Here is a 17,990-nt window from a genome sequence, read left to right as displayed (position 1 = left end):
CGTATTCTCTCAATGTTCGTATTTTTAACTCAAGTGTGCGAGCTTATAACGTGTGCTCCTCCCTCCCGCTTCACTTTTTACCAAGCAACCAATCTCGACCAACACCGCTAAATGACGAGAAGCGGTTGGCTTACTCACTTTTGCCACTTTATGGTATTGCGACGTATTAATGCCTTGGTCAAAATCTCCACCAAGCATTCGATTGAGCACTTTTACTTGCTCTGAGGACAGTCGCGTTTGATCGACATTTCGCCAGAAGTTTGTTTTAAAAACCGTTTGATCGATTTCTTCGAGCACATTGGTGAAGGTTTCACCTAAGGTGTTTAAAAACCACATAAGCCAAGCGGTAATATCAAGTTCACCTTTCTGGGATTGCTCTAATATTTCGTAGTAGCTTTTACGGTTGGCTAGAATCGCCACTGACATTGCATAGAATCGGACAGATTGGCGCTCAGCCTGGGCCAGCGCCAAATCAGTGAGTAAGCGGGTGATCCTGCCATTGCCGTCATCCAAAGGATGGAGCGTCACAAACCAGAGATGTGTTATCGCAGCTCTAAGTAATGGATCTAAAGTTGGGTCCTCACGAGAGTCATTAAACCAGCGAATAAACACGTCTAGTTCGGACTCAAGTACATCTCGGCTCGGCGCTTCAAAATGCACCGTGGGTTTATCAATCCTACCTGATACAACCTGCATAGGCTCTTCGCCGCGTAACTGCCCTCCTATAACAGGGTTGAACAAGGTGTAGCCCTCAGGAAACAGTCGTTTATGCCATTGTAATATTCTCTCAAGTGAGAGCGGCGAGTCTAAATTCTCCACCGCATCTAACATTATTTCTGCAAGGCCATCAGTGCGTTCAGTGGTTGGAAATGGTTTTTCTTCAGAAAGACCAAGTTTATTAGCCAACGACGAGCGAACAGAAAAAGCGTTGAGCTTCTCACCTTCAATGGCACTCGAATGAGTAATGTTCGCCAATAGCGTGTCTAACATACTTTGCTTTTGGTCTTTAGGTTGGCTCGACATCTTGCCCACCAACACCCCTTGGTGAAAGCGAATGTCTCGTAACTTGGGGTCAATAACCTTTTCATCCCAGATAAAGTTTGGCCAGTCAGCTTGTTGCCAGATCCACATCTTGTCACCTTTTGATTTAAATAACAGCACATTCAAATCATAGCACGATTCGAATAAAACCAACAATCACATCCAATAATGATGCGAATAATGCAGGTATTCATATCATCTTTCGATGTTATCACCTGTCTTGGCAGTCATTAACACTGGCCTCATATCTTCTTCTGCAAGTGACTTAACGCCAATCCCGCCATTAATGCCAAGCCGATGATCAGCGACGGTAACACCACCGGTGGAATAGCCAGCGGGGCGAACAATCCCATAAACAGCAAAATGACGCCTGAGCCCAGGATAATCATGCTGTAGCGGTGAATGATAGGGCTCGAAAAATCAAAGGTTGTCTTCTTAATTTTCCAGGTCATCAAGCCGTCCCACAGCGCCGGTAACATGAGAATAAGCGCAAAGGGCAACCAGACCATCAGCAAAGCAAATCGAGTGAACACCTGGTACAACACATCAAAAAATGCCTGAATACGGTCTTCTACCCAGACAAACCAAAAGCCTCCCATGTTCTCCATCCCTTTAGAACGAAGTCGCTGTTCTTCAGTGGGGATTAGAAAATCTCGCACAGATTTCTCCATCTGCGTATCCACAATCCATGACTGATACCAGCGATGGCTAGTTTGACCAATCCAATAGCTTGTTTGTGCGCCCAATTGATTTTGGATCATCTGCTTCTCTTTACTAATAACCCGGCCAGTCCAATCACCGGGCACTAACACGCCAATGGCAATAATCTCTAGCATCAGTGCCAGACACAGCAGCCAAACCGACTTATGCTTGCTCATGCCAAACATCCTCTTCTACTCGCGCCAGCATGGCTGCAACGGTTGGCGTCATAATCCGGGCTTTAATCACTTGTTGAAGCCGCTTTGTCGTCGTATGACCACTTTCATAACGCACATCGATGCGTCCTTCAGCTAAATACGCCATCCGATTCGGACGATTACGCATCCAGGTGTGGAAATAGACACCATCCACAGCGGCCCACTCGAAATGGTCAGGATCACGCAGGCGAATCCCCGTTAAAGCACTGGCGGCAGTCCAAGTCAGTGCCTCAATGAAATGCCACAGGCGCACACTGTCATCATCACAACTGACTTCTTCATAACTGCCCAAGCCATTACACAGACACAAATCAAAGATGGAATGGCCATCTAACGTGAGCGCATCCGTTAAATAGTCCGCCAAACAGTGCACTGAAGCCAAAGCGTGAGGCCAATCGGTTTCAAGCAGTCTTAAAGCTTCCTTGAACTGAGGGTTATGTTGCTGCCACTGAGCGAGCATTTCTTTACTGGTAAGTGTTGTCATTTTCAGACAGACAGAATGATGCATACAGACTCCTTATGCTGCCTGTGTAGAGCTGGTTAAAATAGGAATGCGACCTTTAATCACACGGCCACCTGAAAGCTTGGCGATGTACTCCAGGTTGGGAAGCTGGCCTAATAACTGCGGTGGAAACATATCGCCTTCTTCCTCCATCAAGCGCTCGCCATGATTGCCGGTAAATAACGCGGGGCTGTCCGAGTTTGACGACATACCTTGAGTTTGCATGATGTACTGGAACCGAGTCTTAGGCAGATTGTCGGTAATGTACTGCTGCGTTTCGGCATCCATCACCCGAAGGGCTATCAGGTTGTTGATGTTACCTAACACCTGGCGAGCCTTAGCTTCGCTGCCTGTACGAGCGGCAAAGTCAGCAAAGGTCTGAGTAGCAATCACACAACGCATTTTTGCGCCACGGCCTTTGTTGAGCAGTTGAATGAAGGGATCGTTGACGACTTCAGCCGCCTCATCGATGAAGATATTTACGGGACGATTATCAACACCATAGTTATAGCGGTCACCGGCCACGGCGGTGAGATCCGATAAAAGCAACGAACCGATGGCGCTGCCAACCATGGCGTCAGTTAATGAATCCAAGCCGATATACGCCACTTGGGCATTGTTGATAATACGGCCAGAATCCGTAATTAACCGACTGTCATCCACATCGTTTGCAATCGGTGATAACAGTGGGCCCAATTCACTTGATGTGAGCATATTGAGCACCGGCATCAGTGAGGCCACCATCTTTGAATAGTGGGTTCTATCGTGCTCAAACATGCTCAATAGCCCCTCCAAATCGGTATTGGCGGCAACAGGCTGAATGCGTTCGTAGTAGAAAAGCAGCATCGCCATGGCTTGTTTAGCCAAGGTATTGGCCTTTTCGGTAAAGCGCTTGATCTCCACACTAAAGTTCGGATACACCTGCTCCCCCCAGGCTGTGACGGCTTTTACTACCAAGCCTTCCGGGCCACCTTCCAAGAATCGTCTCAGTGTTTTCAGATCAGGACGCTGTGAAGTAAGCAACAAACCTTGCACTATGTTATTCAGTGCCATTTGGCCAAAAGCTTTAAATGGATCAGCACCGGTTTCAGATGGTATTAATGCCGCAATTCGGCTGGCAATTTCAGTGCCTCGGTTAAAGTTTCTCAGGGGATTAAGACGTACTGAATGCTCTGGAAAACCCGGATGAAAATACACAAAGCGCTCAGGACTACCGGCGGCAATACAGGCTCGCTGCGCATTATCCTTAAGCTCCTTGTCTCCCTTGGGGTCAATAATAATCACGGCTTCATTGCGCAAAATGGCCTGAGTGATCATCGCATCAAAGCAACGGGTTTTTCCGGCACCGGTCGTACCGACAATTAAGGTATGCCCCTCAGTGTGTCCAACTGGTTGGTACACATCGTCTTCTTTGGGCTCGACACCATGAATCCAGGTCGAACCCATTTGGCTATTCTTTCGATAAGAGGCGTGACCCTGGTTAAGCAAGGTTTGCTTATCACGTTTTAATATTTCATAAACACGTTGAGCATGACGCTGGTCCCACTCAAAGCCATAACCTAACCACAATTCATCAGGATGTTTTGCCATCACCTTTTGCAAATGCGACAGCGCCATAAAAGCCAATGGTTTTCCTTTTAGTCCCTTCTGCAATTTATAAAGACGATAAGCCTCAGGCAGGCGGTAAAACGCCATGCCCGAGGAAATCCCTGTCATCCACCAAAATGGCTCAGGTGGTAGCTCCGTCAGCATTTCTGCGGCAATCGCCCCTGTTGCACCAACCAGCCAACCTGCTGCTGCCATGGCTTCATAATTCGTGCGCCAAGGCATCTCATATGCGTTTTCTTTCATTCATGCTCCGCAAATAACCGTTTGCAATCCGCTTAATTTCAAATGGATTAACGTTTAGCGTGAGCGGTAAACAGAACCGTTTCCCCCTCATCAAACTGGCATTGGTCACTGGCCGAGATCCCCCGAAGCAGTTGTCCGGCTGGAATGCCATGCTCATTGGCGACTTGGCGTAAGGTTTGAATCGTGACGCGAATACCATCGGCACTATGATCCACGTCTGGGTAATCGCCATCGGTCAGTAAGATGGGCAAATCTTTCACAAAATTAACCATCTGTTGGCGCTGCGCGTGTTTAGGGTCTGTACTTAAGTTCGCATTGGCCGCAATCGGCTTTTGCTTACGCACCGCTGTTGTGGCGGGCTCTTTTGCTTGAGCATTGCTTGTATTAATTCGACTCGGACGCAGTGAAGTCTCTTCGTTCTGAATAGCTGCCGCCGGTTCTGCATCTTGTTTGGAGAGGTCTATCAGTGCAGTTAGCACTTTTGAAATAGATACCTTCAGCAGTAACCCTTGCTCCTGAACGCCATTATTCGAGGTCACAGTTCTGGCCTTACGTGTTGGGTTTGCGGGATCTAATTCAAGCCAATCTAATTGACTGAGTTCAGCAAGCAGTTTTCGAGGAGCACACCAAGGCCTTACGGCATCGGGATAGCGGATCAGTATCTGTTCACCAACCACAACCAGCGCACTGCTGGCTTCTGGGAGCCACGCCAAAGATTCAGGTAGATTCAATGCCTCTGCAACGTGCTGGATTACGTTATTTGAGATAGCGCCATCATTTAAATTGTTAGGCTTTTCATATCCATCACCCGGAACATTTTCATTTGCCTGAAGGTGATTAACATCACTGGCATGACGAAGTTCATCATCTTGTTCGGACGATTTTGTCGATGGTGACTCAGTTGAATTGCTGTGATCGATTGATGATGACTCTTCAGGCAAGTCTGAATGCTCACTGGAACGACTCTGAGGCTCTGCTTGTGTTTGCTGTGTTGCTTCCCACTCAGGTTTGCTGAACAGTCTCACGCTACTTGGTACATTCGAGCTGAACAATAAATCGGCCTCAGATATATGCAGCATGGGTAGCCAGATTGGCTTGTCGTCTTTGATCAGCACTTCAGGGGCAAGGCTTTCATATCGCTCATTTGAGGCGGATTTCGTGGCTAATCCTCGCTCAATGAGGATGTCCGCAAGGGTATCGGGATCTCTTGGGATGCCAGGTATCTTGTCTTTGGCCAATAGCTCAATGATGTCCTTAGCCGCGCTTTTCCAAACCAGGTAAAGATGGGTTGATTGATTCGATTTTCGTACCCAGACTCTGGCGTCTCGCTGATTGACTAACCACTGGGAACTGGCAAGTAATCGCCTCATGGCATCAAGTAGATAGCGTTCGACTGGGACACCAAGGGCATTGTCGTCAACGGAAATGCGTTGAGCCTTCAGGTCTCGCTGGACACTGGTTTGGTCGGCTTCAATGACCAATTTAGACAGGACATGCTCGGGATCGGTATTGCCAATCGCTTCTAGCATGGCTTGCAAAATTTCAGGGCCAGGTTGAGTTAACCAGACGAGCAACTCAGGTGTCATCACCCGGTTTAACACCAGAATTGAGAATTGCTCGTGCCGCTTGCACCGTCCGTCGCGCCAGCGAATAAAATAACGTTCAATGCTATTATTATTGGTCCACTGAGATAATGTTTCTAAAAAAGGGTTCCACTGATAGCGTCCATCTTCGTCTGTGATGGACAGGTCTGAAACGGGTTTACCAATATCATGGAACAAACCGCCTAATGCCGCCGCAACACGCCACCTTGGTTCCAGTTCTTTTTTTTCAACCGGGGTGCCACTGGCAACAAAGATGATCCCTTCAGCTGCTTGTGCCGCCCAGAAAGCAACTTCCAACGAATGACGAAATAGACCACCAGCACCACTGTGATGATGATGCTCAGAAGCTGGCAGCAAGTGGACATACGCAGCCAGATGATCAATGCAGGGCTGAATCAACCGTTGAAAATCACGCTGGTTGAAGCCAAGTACCTGGCGAAGTTTGGCAATTAGCTCGTCTTGTGTGGACTGCAAATCCTCGGGTGATGCAGCTGGCAACCCCTTCAGGAATGGCGGATAGCGTGGAATTTCCGTGTCCGGTTGCAATGACAGCTCTGGTAGTGCTTTGGTTTGAAAAAATAGGTTTTTGAACATAGTGAACCTCCGACACGATAGTGTGAAGGTTCAATCTGGTGTTGTCGGTTGATTAGACTCAAATAAACTATATCTTTTAGTACACCCTCATTTTACCTGAACCACCCACCAATTGAGCTACAACGAACTAACACCTATCGCTGAACTACTATATAACTGTCATGATCAGCTGATTTTACAGTAAAGTTCCATTTGCAGGCTTCTGTCGCTTCATAGTTCACATCAGAAAAATCGAAACGCTCACGTGAATATGCCCTTCGACTCGTCCAATAACCCATGCCCTGATCTAAGATTATTTTTACGATTGAAGTGTCCGACAGATGAATAACTAGAGACCTGCCATGTGGCATATTTCGTGGTTCACAAACCTCACTATAAACCTCCAAGTTCAGCTGTCTTCCTAAAGTGTTAATAAAATCAGCTAGAGATCCATCATCGTAAAAATTGTCAGCAACGCAATATGGACTGCGCCCTCTATGATCCTGCTTCGGCTGTGCAGTCATGATTTCAGCAATAAAATCACCTATCGCACGCTTTAAACTTGCCATTAAACTGACTATTAGATGGGCACTAATTGGGCTCACAATATATTTATCAAAATATTCTATTCTTTCAACACGATTATGAAGCTTATCCTTTAAGCCTTCTACATGATCAAATCAGAAACCAACAAACTCTTCACCAAAACACAGAACATTGACATCTAGACGGTCGTCAATGTTCTCTATGATAGTGAACCCACTGTTATTTAGCCGTGAATTCAGCAATCGCGTCTGGAGCAGACTCTTGGCCACAGGACATCAAGTGCTTCCATGGATCTTTAAGAAAGCGCTCGAATGTGATGCCAAATTCAATGATGCGGGCAGAGATGAAGATTTCGCCCCAGTATTCAATGTAGGTGTCTTGGTACATGGAAAGATTCCTCTTGTTGGTTAAACCATGAGTTCACTTTCCATTTTCCAGAGGTTTTCAAATATGCAAGGGGCTATGATAAAGCTTTAAATCGATTGCGGGCATCTTTGTAGTCATAGTGGGCATGTTCTGAACCACGATGATACAAATCATCCAGGTAAGTTTGTTCCTGGGCCAACTCGTCTTCGCTGATTTCGCGCCACCAATGTTTGTTGGCACCTTTAACACCGTCATGCCAACGGTAACCGCGCTCTTTTAAATAGTCCTTTACGTCAAACGGCGCACCAAACGCACGAACTAACACAGTTCGCCTGTCTGCTTCAGACAACAAGTTTGCAACGGACTCGGGCAACAAATAGAACAACCAGGCCATCGCCAAACAATCGGTTGCAGCTCGATGTCCTTCATAGAACCAACCTAAGCGAAGCAGCAGGTACTCAAGTTTCCGACTTTCAAAACCCAGTGCTTTCCAATCTATGCCACTGGCTGAACAGGCCCAAGATAGATGACCTAATGCAGCAAACCGCTTTTCAAAGAAAGGACGATCAAACTGTGCATTATGCGCAACCACCAGCGGATCATCGGATAACCAACTCGCAACCAGTGCATCATCAATGCGCTGGCCTTGCACCATATCATCGGTGATACCGGTTAACTCGGTAATCAGCTCGGGGATTGGCTTGCCGGGATATTCATACAAGCTGATCACATCAACAATCGATACAATCCGCTTAGCCGAGGGGCTGTAAAGCACCTTAACCATACCAAGCTCAATAATGGACTCGTCATCGGCAGACAGTCCGGTTGTCTCTGTATCGAGCAGCACCATTGGCTGTTCATCGCCGACCATAGGAGAAAGTTCAAGTGGCCAGGACTGCGGCTCACGCGTTAATGGAATACGCTCCAGCAATCTAAAATCTTCTGGTCTTTCTGGGATATCCGCGAGGCGCTCTAGCGGAAATGGCGCAGGGGCTCTTGTCATTGATGGTTCCTCTTCAATTCTGTTGTTCGCTTTGGGTTATTTCATTGTGCCCTGTTCGTTTATAAACGCGTTTGTACAAAATGCACCTTGGATACCTCAGCGTTTTTTTAATCTTTCTACTGGGTGAACCCATGTATGAAGGCTTTGGCTAAGCCTTTCAGAAAGTCTTAGCTAAACCGTTTAGGTAACCCTTACCGATACCCTTTACGTATGGCTTAGCCAACCCCTTTTCAAACGGTTGCAAAAGGCTTGAACTGAGTTCGACTGAGCATTTTAATGATGCTCCTGACTTCGCTTTAAGCCAGTAAATTCAATACGAAGCAGAATTTTACTAACTGTTTTTAAATCCTTTGCAAAGGGTTCAACAAGCCTTGTTTGACGGTTACTTGACCCATGCGTTAACCAGTAGCAATAACAGGATCAGTAACAGAAACAAGAGCAGTAGGCAGAAGCAGTATTGTCCAAGCCTTGCAGGCTTTGACGAGGGCGAGCGATCCCCCACATCAAGTTTTTCACCACAAAAAAGAAATCACCCACGACACAACGTCTTACTCGAACAACTACAGTTTTACCTACAATTTTACTTGTAGAAATCAGCATAGCATTAGATACTGTATAAACAAACAGTATTAATTATGATTTTTCGAGGTTCGTCATGAGTGTCTCGCTGATAGGCCGTAGCGGCGCACTTGCCTTCATCAAAGCCAAGCGCCTTCGTATCCCATTGTTCATGGAACGTGTTTCTGCTGGTTTTCCCTCACCAGCGCAGGATTATGTTGAGCAAACGCTCGACCTCAACGAGCTGTGCATCAAGCGACCGGCTGCAACGTTCTTTGTACGTGTTGAAGGTGATTCAATGATTGATGCCGGGATTCACCCAGATGATATTTTGGTGGTTGATCGCTCTGTCCAAGCAGAACACGGTGACATTGTCATCGCGGGTATCCATGGTGAACTCACGGTAAAGGAGCTTCAACTGAGGCCGAGCGTCAAGCTGCTCCCAAGAAACCGAGCATATGAACCTATCCATATTCCTGAAGGGACTGAGTTAGAGATATTTGGTGTGGTCACCAATGTAGTGCGAAACATGCGCCGCAAGTCGTGACTATCCCATGCCTGTATTTGCCTTGGTGGACTGCAACAATTTTTACGCCAGTTGTGAGAAGCTGTTTCGTCCTGATTTAAAAGATACGCCAGTTGTGGTGCTGTCCAACAATGACGGCTGTGTGGTTGCACGCTCGCGTGAAGCCAAGTCACTCGGTATTAAAATGGGCGTACCCGCCTTTCAGATCAAAGCTGAAATACAGCGTCATGGCATTTTGGCTTTTTCGTCCAACTATGCGCTGTATGCAGATTTAAGCAGTCGAGTGATGCGCACTTTGGAAGAGATGGCGCCACGAGTAGAGGTTTACTCCATTGACGAAGCGTTTTTGGACTTAACCGGTATTGAGTCTGCCATATCCCTTGTCGAGTTCGGACAACAAGTGCGAGAGCGGATAGGTAACTGGATTGGGATCACCGTCTGTGTAGGCATTGCACCGACTAAAACACTCGCCAAACTGGCAAACCATGCCGCCAAAAAGTATCCAGCCACTCAGGGCGTTGTAGACCTGACCAATCCTGATCGGCAACGTCGATTACTCGCATTAGTTCCGGTTGATGATGTTTGGGGAGTTGGTAGACGGCTTTCTAAGCGTTTAAATGCGTTGGGTATCACCACAGCCTTAGACCTAGCCAATGCCTCTCCTAGAGCCATCAGAGACCAGTTTTCGGTGGTTTTAGAGAGAACCGTCAGAGAGCTCAATGGCGAGTCGTGCATTGAGCTGAAGAGATCCCGCCAACTAAGAAACAAATCGTCTGTAGCCGTTCATTTGGCGTAAAAGTAACGCACTTTGAATTGTTACGTGAAGCTGTATGCGAATACGCTACCCGCGCCACTGAGAAGCTTCGCAAAGAACAGCAGCAAGCCAAAGTGCTGACCGTGTTCATACGTACCAGCCCCTTTAAGGACAACGAACCGCAATACAGCAACTCTGCATCGGGCGAGTTGCTGATCCCCAGTTACGATACACGAGATTTTATCGAACTGGCCAATCACTTACTCAAGCGGATATGGAAGGATGGTTTTCGTTATGCCAAAGCGGGCGTCATGCTGTCTGACTTTTACGATCCAGGCATGTTTCAACCAGGACTATTCGATGACGTATCGACCCGCTCTAATAGCCAACAGTTAATGTCTGTATTGGACACCATTAACCAAAGTGGTGCCGGAAAGGTTTTCTTTGCTGGACAAGGTACGAAGAAAGATTGGTCGATGAAGCGAGAGCATTTGTCTCCCGCCTACACAACACGCTGGGACCAGTTGCCGCGAGTGAAGTAGCGCAGTTAACTCAATAGGCATTCACTCTGCGACGCAGCATGTTGAGCTTATCAACCTGGCGTCGAATATCACTGAAGAATTCTTCTTTCTCCATGGCCAGCGCTAGCTCCCATTCTTTGGCCAAACCTTGGCAGTCCAAAAATGCGTATCTCAGCTTCGTCTTTGAAATACGCAGCCCTTTACTAAAGACTACACGCTTGCCTCGTTGACCGTGAAAGCTGTTGATATACCACTCTATGCCAAAGCCATACTTAAAGTCTCTGATACGGACACCAAGCAGCCCCCAGTCTTTAAAGGGCGCATTCTCGCGAACCTTGTAATGGGTAACCCAAAAGTCATCAACTTCAGCTCGTGCCAGTGCTTTTAGCCTGTCCGTTTCTTGCTGAAGTAAATCTGATACCTCTGCTTTCCATTGTTCATTGACGATTTCTACCAAACCAATTTCCCCATCCAATTAACCCCAAAAGCCAAAACCACTATCCGTTTGGCTTTTGGATCGAAACGCCAAACGTAAAACTGCCGTAACAATCACTGTTTGGCGTCTCGATATAAATCAACTCGCGCAATCCCATACCTGACAAGGGATACAGGCCGATTTTACTTAAAAACGCCTAAAAAGACGTATTGCCATGAAAATACAAACCGTTTGGCAAGTTCAGGCCAGAATGCAAACGACGTTTGGCGTCTCGATTTTTTTGGCTCAGTCATCCGCCGCCAAACAGAGCCTATTCTCATACTTTTGCGAAAATGCAATAGGCAGATAGATGAAAGGATTTGTCACCTTTCTGCCCACCGCCAGTACACCGAATCCTGATAATGACATTTGAGTGAACCGCCAGAGCACTTGGACATGCCCAAGCGTGAACAGCGCGGTTAGTTGAAAACCGTTAGAGCACTTTGAGTGCACAGGAGATAAGTATGTTTGTACTAGGCGTAGATATCGGTTACTCAAACCTGAAGCTGGCAATTGGCCAATCAGGCAGTGAACCGAAAACCATTATTCTGCCTGCGGGTGCCGGTCCTGCGGATCGTATGCCGGAGCGTATCGGTGGAGGCGATGATGAAACTTGTTTGTATGTGTCTGTCGATAATGAGCGTTGGGCCGCTGGAGTGCCTGCTGGACGCCTTCAAGGCTGGGAGCGAGAGCTTCACCCGGAGTATCCCACCACAAAGACCTATAAGGCGCTTTTTCATGCCGCCTTGTTAATGGCTGAAACTGACTCCATCGATTTGGTTGTCACTGGATTACCGGTTTCCCAGTTTCATGAACCACAACGTAAGTCTGACCTTGTGCAGCGTTTAAAAGGTGTCCATCAAGTGACACCTAAGCGCAGCATCACTGTTCATGACGTCAAAGTGCTGCCGCAGCCTGCCGGTGCCTACATGGATCTGGTTCAAACAGGTGGTGATTTGGGCTTGATTGAAGAAGGTCGCGTCGTCGTCATCGATCCCGGCTTCTTTTCTGTTGACTGGGTTGCCCTTGAGGCCGGAGAAATTCGCTACAGCTCATCAGGAACCAGTCTTCAGGCAATGTCCGTACTACTGGAAACGATTGATAAGCTGATTTCGGAAGATCATGGTGCCAAAGTGGGTATGGATCGACTTGAAAAAGCCATGAGAACCGGCGACTTGCAGGTGCTGCTATTTGGAGAAAAAGTCGATATTTCACCTTATCTGAATGCTGCCATGAAAAAGGTAGCGCCTGTCGCTCTTACAGCCATGCGCCAATCCATGCGTGACGAAAGCATTAATGCGGACTTGGTATTGATCGCCGGAGGTGGAGCCTTGGCTTATAAGGAAGCGGCCAAGGAGATTTTTTCACGAAGCAAGATCATCGTGCCTGAGCAGTCTGTTTTGGCGAACGTCCGAGGCTTCTGGTTTTATGGGTCCTGATCATGAGAGTTGTCGTCAACATTCCCCCAGGGAGCCACCCTGAACTGCTCAAAGAATTGGAAAAGACGCCGCCACGGGAACGCGCTGAGCGTCTGCGGATGCTGGCCACCTTTGGGTTAATTCACATGAGCCAACCCAATCTATCCACTTCATCTGTACCGGTGGATGGCCTTGCACCAGATGGTGAAGTTACTTCTATGAGTACAGCGCCAGAACCCAAAGCAGAATCACGTAAACAATCATTAAAATCAAAACTTCGGTTTGACTAATTAGGCGGGGATTTATGAAGTTGTCAGATGCAAAATGCAGAAATATCAAACCTACCGAAAAAATACAAAAATTAACCGATGGCGCAGGTCTGTATTTAGAAATTAAACCATCAGGAGCAAAAAAATGGCGTTACCGGTATCGCATTGCTGGAAAAGAAACAATTTTTACAATTGGTGATTATCCTACAATTAGCCTTAGTGAAGCCAGAATTAAGCGCCAAGAGGCGACTGAACTAGTAAAAGAAGGTAAACATCCAACGACAATCAGACAGTCTCGAAAGGTTAAAAACGAATGGGAAAGCGTTAATACCTTTCAAGCGTTGGCTCATGAGTGGATAGAAAAGAATAAGTCCAAGTGGTCCGAAAACTACAAGCGCCAGATTGAAATCAATTTACGGCGTTATGTGTTTCCGTCAATTGGCAAGTTGCCAATCAAGTCTGTTGAATCTGCCCATATTTTGGTAATTGTCCAAAAAATAGAGAAACAAGGTGTTGATAAAAGAAAAGGTAAGAAAGGATCACCGTCAATTGCATTGCTTGTAAAGCAATGGTGCGGAGCAATTTTCCGGTATGCAGTAGTAACATTAAGGGCTGAATACGATCCAGCAGCCCCCATTCAAGGAGCTATTACAAGACCGAGAGTCAGGCATCACCCTCATTTAGAGGGCCCAGAACTAAGCGGTTTTATGAGAGCGTTAAACGCCTATGAAGAACGAGGAATGCGACAAACCATAATTGCATTGAGGCTACTACTGCTTACCTTTGTTCGAAACGGCGAGCTACGTCTTGCAATTTGGGATGAATTTGACCTAGAAAATGCGATATGGCGAATTCCTGGCGAACGTATGAAAATGCGGGAGCCCCATGTCGTACCATTATCCAAACAAGCCATGCAACTATTAAGAGAGCTTAAAACTTTTACAGGGCCATTTGGTTTTATTTTTCCAAATCGCTCTACTGCAAATACGGCGATGAGCAACACCACGATAAATAGAGCCATAGAGTACATGGGCTATAAAGCCCGTATTACTTCGCATGGATTCAGGGGTACGGCATCAACAGTGCTTCATGAGCACGAATGGCCACACGAAATTATTGAGAGGCAACTCGCGCATGCCGAACGAAATTCTGTAGTAAAAGCTTATAACCATGCTCAGCATCTATCTAAGCGCAGAGAGATGATGCAATGGTGGGCGGATTATTTGGATGAAATCGAATCTAAGGCATTGGAGGTCGATTGATTAAGTGATGAATTTTTGCATCTTGCTGACCCGCACTGGTTCTCCTCACACTTCATAATACTCCTGAATTAAACATTAGGAGTTAGTCATGGATAATCGAATTTTACGTTTACCCCAAGTTATTGAGTTAACTGGTTTCAGTCGAAGCTCAATTTATGCACTCATGAAGACTGGAGAATTTCCGCTCAACATCAAGCTTGGACAAAGGGCTGTGGGGTGGAAGGAGCAGGATATCACCAACTGGATAAATACCAGAGCATCATATACTCAACACTATGCATCCAGTAACTAAAGATAGTGCGGGTATGGCCAGAATCATACCCGCATTCATACCCGCATTCATACCCGCAATTTATCAAGATGGTGCTAGATCGCAATAAACGCTACAGGAAAAAAACGTTTTGTAATCAACCAAATGACTTGTAACTACTGGACGTTTATACACCACGCTAGATACTCATGCAGATTATCGATCATTAACAGCATTGCGTGTAACCCAAAATTACTCAGTCAAAATAATGAAGGCACATTTTACCCCAAGCATTCATAAATGTCGGCAAAAAATGGGGTATTACTCAGCGATTAAATGCGCTGTAAGGTCAGCCCTTTCTTGCTCATTAAGTTTTTGCGAACATTTATTTGCAAAGTCATAACGTACTAGTACGGTTTTACCAACGGCACAGCAGTTATCTTGCTGCCAAGCCTCTTGGCGCAGTACAAATGAACTAGAGCCGATGTGCTCAACACTGGTTTTCACTGTGACATCGAGACCATAAAACAACTCACCGACAAAGCTTACTTCAACCTTAGCAATGATCAGTTTCCACTCATAAGGGTTTAAATCGGGCGTAAAAAACCTGAAAATAGGCGCTCGGGCGGCTTCAAACCATACAGGGAGTACGGTATTGTTGATGTGCCCTAGCACATCTGTTTCGCTAAAGCGTGGTGTGATAGTTTCAGTAAACATAGTAACCCTATAAAAAATATAAACTAAAGGTAGCTCATGACGGACTTTATTCGCGTATACGAAAACGCCCTCAGCAAAGAATTTTGCGACAACTTTATCACGGTATTTGAACAAAGCCCGCATTTAAAACAAGGCATTACCTCAGGCGGAGTAGATTTAGCGAAAAAAGACAGCCGCGATTTATACCTTAATAACCACCCCGAATACGCTGAGCAACTAAAGCATATTCAACAAACTACTGCGGGTTACGTCTTCAAATACCTTGAAGAGCATATTTTTATGATGATTGGTGCCTTTGGTTTAAAGGTTTACCATCCGCAAACGGGCAAACCTGTTGACTTAACACAGGATAACTTTGAAGAAGTCGGCAAACCACAATTGCCATTACTCGTGCAGCAAATTTTCCGCATGGGTCCAATTCAAGCACAGAAATACGATATCAATAAAGGTGGTTACCCTTATTGGCATAGCGAGGTATATCCGCAAGCAGGCCACAACGAGGCACTACACCGCGTGCTGTTATTTATGTTCTATTTAAATGATGTAGAAGAAGGTGGTGAAACAGAGTTTTACTATCAACAACGAAAAATATCGCCTAAACAGGGTTCTATGGTCGTAGCACCGGGCTATTTTACCCACACGCACCGTGGTAATAAGCCAATTTCAAATGATAAGTATATTTTAACCTCGTGGGTCTTATTCAACCGCGCGGAACAAATTTATGGCCAACCACAATCCTAGCGGTAATAAGCAGCCCACTCGGGCTGCTTGAAACTCATAGCTTAAGGCTTAAAGCTAAATACTTTTAAAAAGGCAAATAGATTTGCGCGCTGAGGCCTCCCTCTGGGCGATTAAGTAGTTGTACTCGGCCGCCGTGCATATCGACAATACGTTTTATTATCGCAAGCCCTAAGCCACTGCCTTCGCTACCGCGTGCGGCATCACCTTGTTTAAACGGTTCAAATACAGTTTCAAGTTCGCTTTCAGGGATCCCCGGGCCATGATCGTTAACCACGACCATGGCAAACTTTTTATTACTGCTCACGCGGGTTTCGACCTCTATATCACCATCTGAATAGCGAATTGCGTTTTCAATCATATTAGTAACAACACGCTTTATTGCTACCATACTCACTGGCACTTCGCTTAAGCTCGGATTCTCTTTAAAGGTAATAGTGCGGTGATGTTTTTGTTCAGCTTCGACAACTTCTGAAACAATCGCGTTTAAATCTTCTAGCTCAAGTTCTTCACGTTTGTGATGACGTAAGTATTCAATGAATTGGTCGATAATGGCATTCATGTCTTCAATATCATGAATGATCCCTTCACGCAGGTAATCTTCATCGTCCGACATCATTTCGGTGGCAAGGCGAATACGTGTAAGCGGTGTACGCAAATCATGGGAAACACCTGCCATTAATAACCGACGGTCGTTCTCAAGAGCTGCAATACCACGCGACATTTGGTTAAACGCACGGGTTACTTCAATGACTTCTGTAGAGCCCTGCTCTTCTAATTTGGTAGAAAAGTCACCCACGCCTACTTTCACAGCAGCTTGTTGCAATGCTTTTAAAGGTCTATTTAGATGGCGGGCAAACAACCACCCACCGAGTACACTTAAAAAGCCAATACTCGATAAATAAAAAGTTAAAAACTTTAAGTTGTTTTCTTGTAGGCCTGTGAGCGGCACACGCACCCAATAACCCGGTGCTTGCGGTGCTTCAACCCAATAAACCAGTGGATCGGTTTGACTAATTCGTACCCGAGCAGAGCCATTAAGCTCTTTCGACATGCTCCGCGATAGCATTGAGTACTCACGAGTTTCAGCTAACCCCTCACTCATCGCTTGGCGCTGGGTCATCACTTCGATGCCGGTGATCTCAAAAAACTTGTCAGAGGCTTCTTTGCTTACCTCAACGCCCTCTTCCCATTCAATAAACACGGTTTTCACCTGTTTAGATAGGATCAGGTTTACTTGTTCTATAGTTGGTTTAACAACATAAAAACTGACCGTGATATAAGAGACAATTTGATTGATTAACAGCAGGGCTGCAACCAAAAATACCGTTTGTCCAAACGCACTACGTGGAAACATGCCCATTACAGTTATTTTTCACCGTCTGGCACAAATACGTAGCCTAAGCCCCATACTGTTTGGATATAACGAGGATTAGCGGCGTCAACTTCGATCATACGGCGTAAGCGCGAAACCTGAACATCGATACTGCGCTCAAGCGCACTGTAATCTCGGCCACGCGCTAAGTTCATCAGTTTATCGCGACTAAGCGGTTCACGTGGATGAGTCACTAACGCTTTTAATACCGCAAACTCACCACTGGTTAACGACATTGTTTTATCACCATGGCTCATTTCGCGGGTCGCAAGGTTTAGTGTGAAGTCGCCAAAGCTAATTTCGTTTTCTTCGGCAGCAGGCGCACCTGGCACTTCTTTAGCACGACGACGTAAAATTGCTTTAATACGCGCTAACAGTTCACGTGGGTTGAATGGTTTAGGAATGTAATCATCAGCACCAAGCTCTAAACCGATTATACGGTCAACTTCATCGCCTTTGGCTGTAAGCATTACAATTGGAATGTCATTTTCTTTTTGACGTAAACGACGGCAAATTGATAACCCATCTTCACCTGGTAACATTAAATCTAATACAATCAAGTGGAAGTTCTCGCGCTCTAATAAGCGATCCATCTGCTCTGAATTTGCTGCTGAGCGAACAATAAAGCCTTGTTCTACAAGGTAACGCTCTAGCAAGCTACGTAAGCGCATATCGTCATCAACAACCAATACTTTTGTCGTTTCGTGTCCCATAACTTTCATTC

General features: G+C 46.1%; 18 protein-coding genes and 1 pseudogene. 7 read left to right on the top strand and 12 right to left on the bottom strand.

The window, feature by feature from the left end; translation table 11 throughout:
* Window positions 1–24: 24 nt before the first annotated feature.
* The 8 genes from ABMY41_RS07070 to ABMY41_RS07035 form a co-directional block, all read right to left on the bottom strand.
* A complete protein-coding gene (locus ABMY41_RS07070) occupies window positions 25–1,131 on the bottom strand; it encodes a Fic family protein (RefSeq protein WP_250661397.1) in 1,107 nt (368 codons plus the stop codon).
* 152 nt (window positions 1,132–1,283) lie between these two features.
* Window positions 1,284–1,919, bottom strand: coding sequence for a DUF4400 domain-containing protein (locus ABMY41_RS07065; RefSeq protein WP_349274391.1), 636 nt, complete (start codon window positions 1,917–1,919; stop codon window positions 1,284–1,286).
* On the bottom strand, window positions 1,906–2,466 hold the full coding sequence (locus ABMY41_RS07060) for a conjugative transfer protein (protein ID WP_074989428.1): 561 nt from the start codon (window positions 2,464–2,466) through the stop codon (window positions 1,906–1,908). Before ABMY41_RS07060 ends, ABMY41_RS07065 begins: the two co-directional genes overlap by 14 nt.
* 9 nt (window positions 2,467–2,475) lie before the next feature.
* A complete protein-coding gene (gene traD / locus ABMY41_RS07055; RefSeq protein WP_349274390.1) occupies window positions 2,476–4,311 on the bottom strand; it encodes a conjugative transfer system coupling protein TraD in 1,836 nt (611 codons plus the stop codon).
* A gap of 47 nt (window positions 4,312–4,358) precedes the next feature.
* On the bottom strand, window positions 4,359–6,509 hold the full coding sequence (gene mobH, locus ABMY41_RS07050; RefSeq protein ID WP_349274389.1) for a MobH family relaxase: 2,151 nt from the start codon (window positions 6,507–6,509) through the stop codon (window positions 4,359–4,361).
* 134 nt (window positions 6,510–6,643) lie between these two features.
* On the bottom strand, window positions 6,644–7,057 hold the full coding sequence (locus ABMY41_RS07045) for a hypothetical protein (protein WP_217875238.1): 414 nt from the start codon (window positions 7,055–7,057) through the stop codon (window positions 6,644–6,646).
* A 196-nt stretch (window positions 7,058–7,253) separates the two neighbouring features.
* The gene (locus ABMY41_RS07040; RefSeq protein WP_217876817.1) at window positions 7,254–7,421 is read right to left on the bottom strand and encodes a hypothetical protein; all 168 of its coding nucleotides are present in this window, start codon (window positions 7,419–7,421) and stop codon (window positions 7,254–7,256) included.
* Between the two features lie 73 nt (window positions 7,422–7,494).
* Window positions 7,495–8,403, bottom strand: coding sequence for a 3'-5' exonuclease (locus tag ABMY41_RS07035; RefSeq protein WP_217875239.1), 909 nt, complete (start codon window positions 8,401–8,403; stop codon window positions 7,495–7,497).
* Window positions 8,404–9,058: 655 nt separating this feature from the next.
* Here ABMY41_RS07035 and umuD point away from each other — a divergent pair.
* Window positions 9,059–9,508: a translesion error-prone DNA polymerase V autoproteolytic subunit gene (gene umuD, locus ABMY41_RS07030; RefSeq protein WP_217875240.1), complete on the top strand. Its 450-nt coding sequence runs from the start codon at window positions 9,059–9,061 to the stop codon at window positions 9,506–9,508.
* Window positions 9,509–9,515: 7 nt separating this feature from the next.
* Window positions 9,516–10,783: pseudogene (gene umuC / locus ABMY41_RS07025) on the top strand (translesion error-prone DNA polymerase V subunit UmuC).
* Window positions 10,784–10,793: 10 nt separating this feature from the next.
* Here the strand turns inward: umuC and mobI are convergent.
* A complete protein-coding gene (gene mobI, locus ABMY41_RS07020; protein WP_000348525.1) occupies window positions 10,794–11,237 on the bottom strand; it encodes a conjugative transfer protein MobI(A/C) in 444 nt (147 codons plus the stop codon).
* 464 nt (window positions 11,238–11,701) lie between these two features.
* Between mobI and ABMY41_RS07015 the strand changes: the two genes are divergently transcribed.
* The 4 genes from ABMY41_RS07015 to ABMY41_RS07000 all read left to right on the top strand — a co-directional run bounded on the left by ABMY41_RS07015 (window position 11,702) and on the right by ABMY41_RS07000 (window position 14,478).
* Window positions 11,702–12,676 (top strand): ParM/StbA family protein, encoded by a 975-nt coding sequence (locus tag ABMY41_RS07015; RefSeq protein WP_349274388.1) that lies wholly within the window; start codon window positions 11,702–11,704, stop codon window positions 12,674–12,676.
* A 125-nt stretch (window positions 12,677–12,801) separates the two neighbouring features.
* Window positions 12,802–12,945: a hypothetical protein gene (locus ABMY41_RS07010; RefSeq protein WP_349274402.1), complete on the top strand. Its 144-nt coding sequence runs from the start codon at window positions 12,802–12,804 to the stop codon at window positions 12,943–12,945.
* A gap of 14 nt (window positions 12,946–12,959) precedes the next feature.
* Window positions 12,960–14,186: an integrase arm-type DNA-binding domain-containing protein gene (locus ABMY41_RS07005; protein WP_349274387.1), complete on the top strand. Its 1,227-nt coding sequence runs from the start codon at window positions 12,960–12,962 to the stop codon at window positions 14,184–14,186.
* 88 nt (window positions 14,187–14,274) lie between these two features.
* On the top strand, window positions 14,275–14,478 hold the full coding sequence (locus tag ABMY41_RS07000; RefSeq protein WP_055647226.1) for an AlpA family transcriptional regulator: 204 nt from the start codon (window positions 14,275–14,277) through the stop codon (window positions 14,476–14,478).
* 279 nt (window positions 14,479–14,757) lie between these two features.
* Here ABMY41_RS07000 and ABMY41_RS06995 read toward each other — a convergent pair whose 3' ends face one another.
* Window positions 14,758–15,153, bottom strand: coding sequence for a thioesterase family protein (locus tag ABMY41_RS06995; RefSeq protein WP_287245909.1), 396 nt, complete (start codon window positions 15,151–15,153; stop codon window positions 14,758–14,760).
* Between the two features lie 36 nt (window positions 15,154–15,189).
* Between ABMY41_RS06995 and ABMY41_RS06990 the strand changes: the two genes are divergently transcribed.
* The gene (locus ABMY41_RS06990) at window positions 15,190–15,894 is read left to right on the top strand and encodes a 2OG-Fe(II) oxygenase (RefSeq protein ID WP_054563475.1); all 705 of its coding nucleotides are present in this window, start codon (window positions 15,190–15,192) and stop codon (window positions 15,892–15,894) included.
* Between the two features lie 64 nt (window positions 15,895–15,958).
* Here ABMY41_RS06990 and envZ read toward each other — a convergent pair whose 3' ends face one another.
* Complete coding sequence (gene envZ / locus ABMY41_RS06985) at window positions 15,959–17,254, bottom strand: two-component system sensor histidine kinase EnvZ (protein ID WP_054562852.1); 1,296 nt, start codon at window positions 17,252–17,254, stop codon at window positions 15,959–15,961.
* Window positions 17,255–17,259: 5 nt separating this feature from the next.
* Entirely contained in the window at window positions 17,260–17,979 is a 720-nt protein-coding gene (gene ompR, locus ABMY41_RS06980; RefSeq protein ID WP_054554428.1) for a two-component system response regulator OmpR, read from the bottom strand.
* Between the last annotated feature and the right edge of the window lie 11 nt (window positions 17,980–17,990).

Source organism: Pseudoalteromonas sp. BZA4, assembly GCF_040104395.1.
In the GTDB taxonomy this organism is placed as follows: domain Bacteria; phylum Pseudomonadota; class Gammaproteobacteria; order Enterobacterales; family Alteromonadaceae; genus Pseudoalteromonas.
The sequence above is the reverse complement of the archived record's forward strand: the minus strand, read 5'-3'. Positions and strand labels throughout refer to the sequence as shown.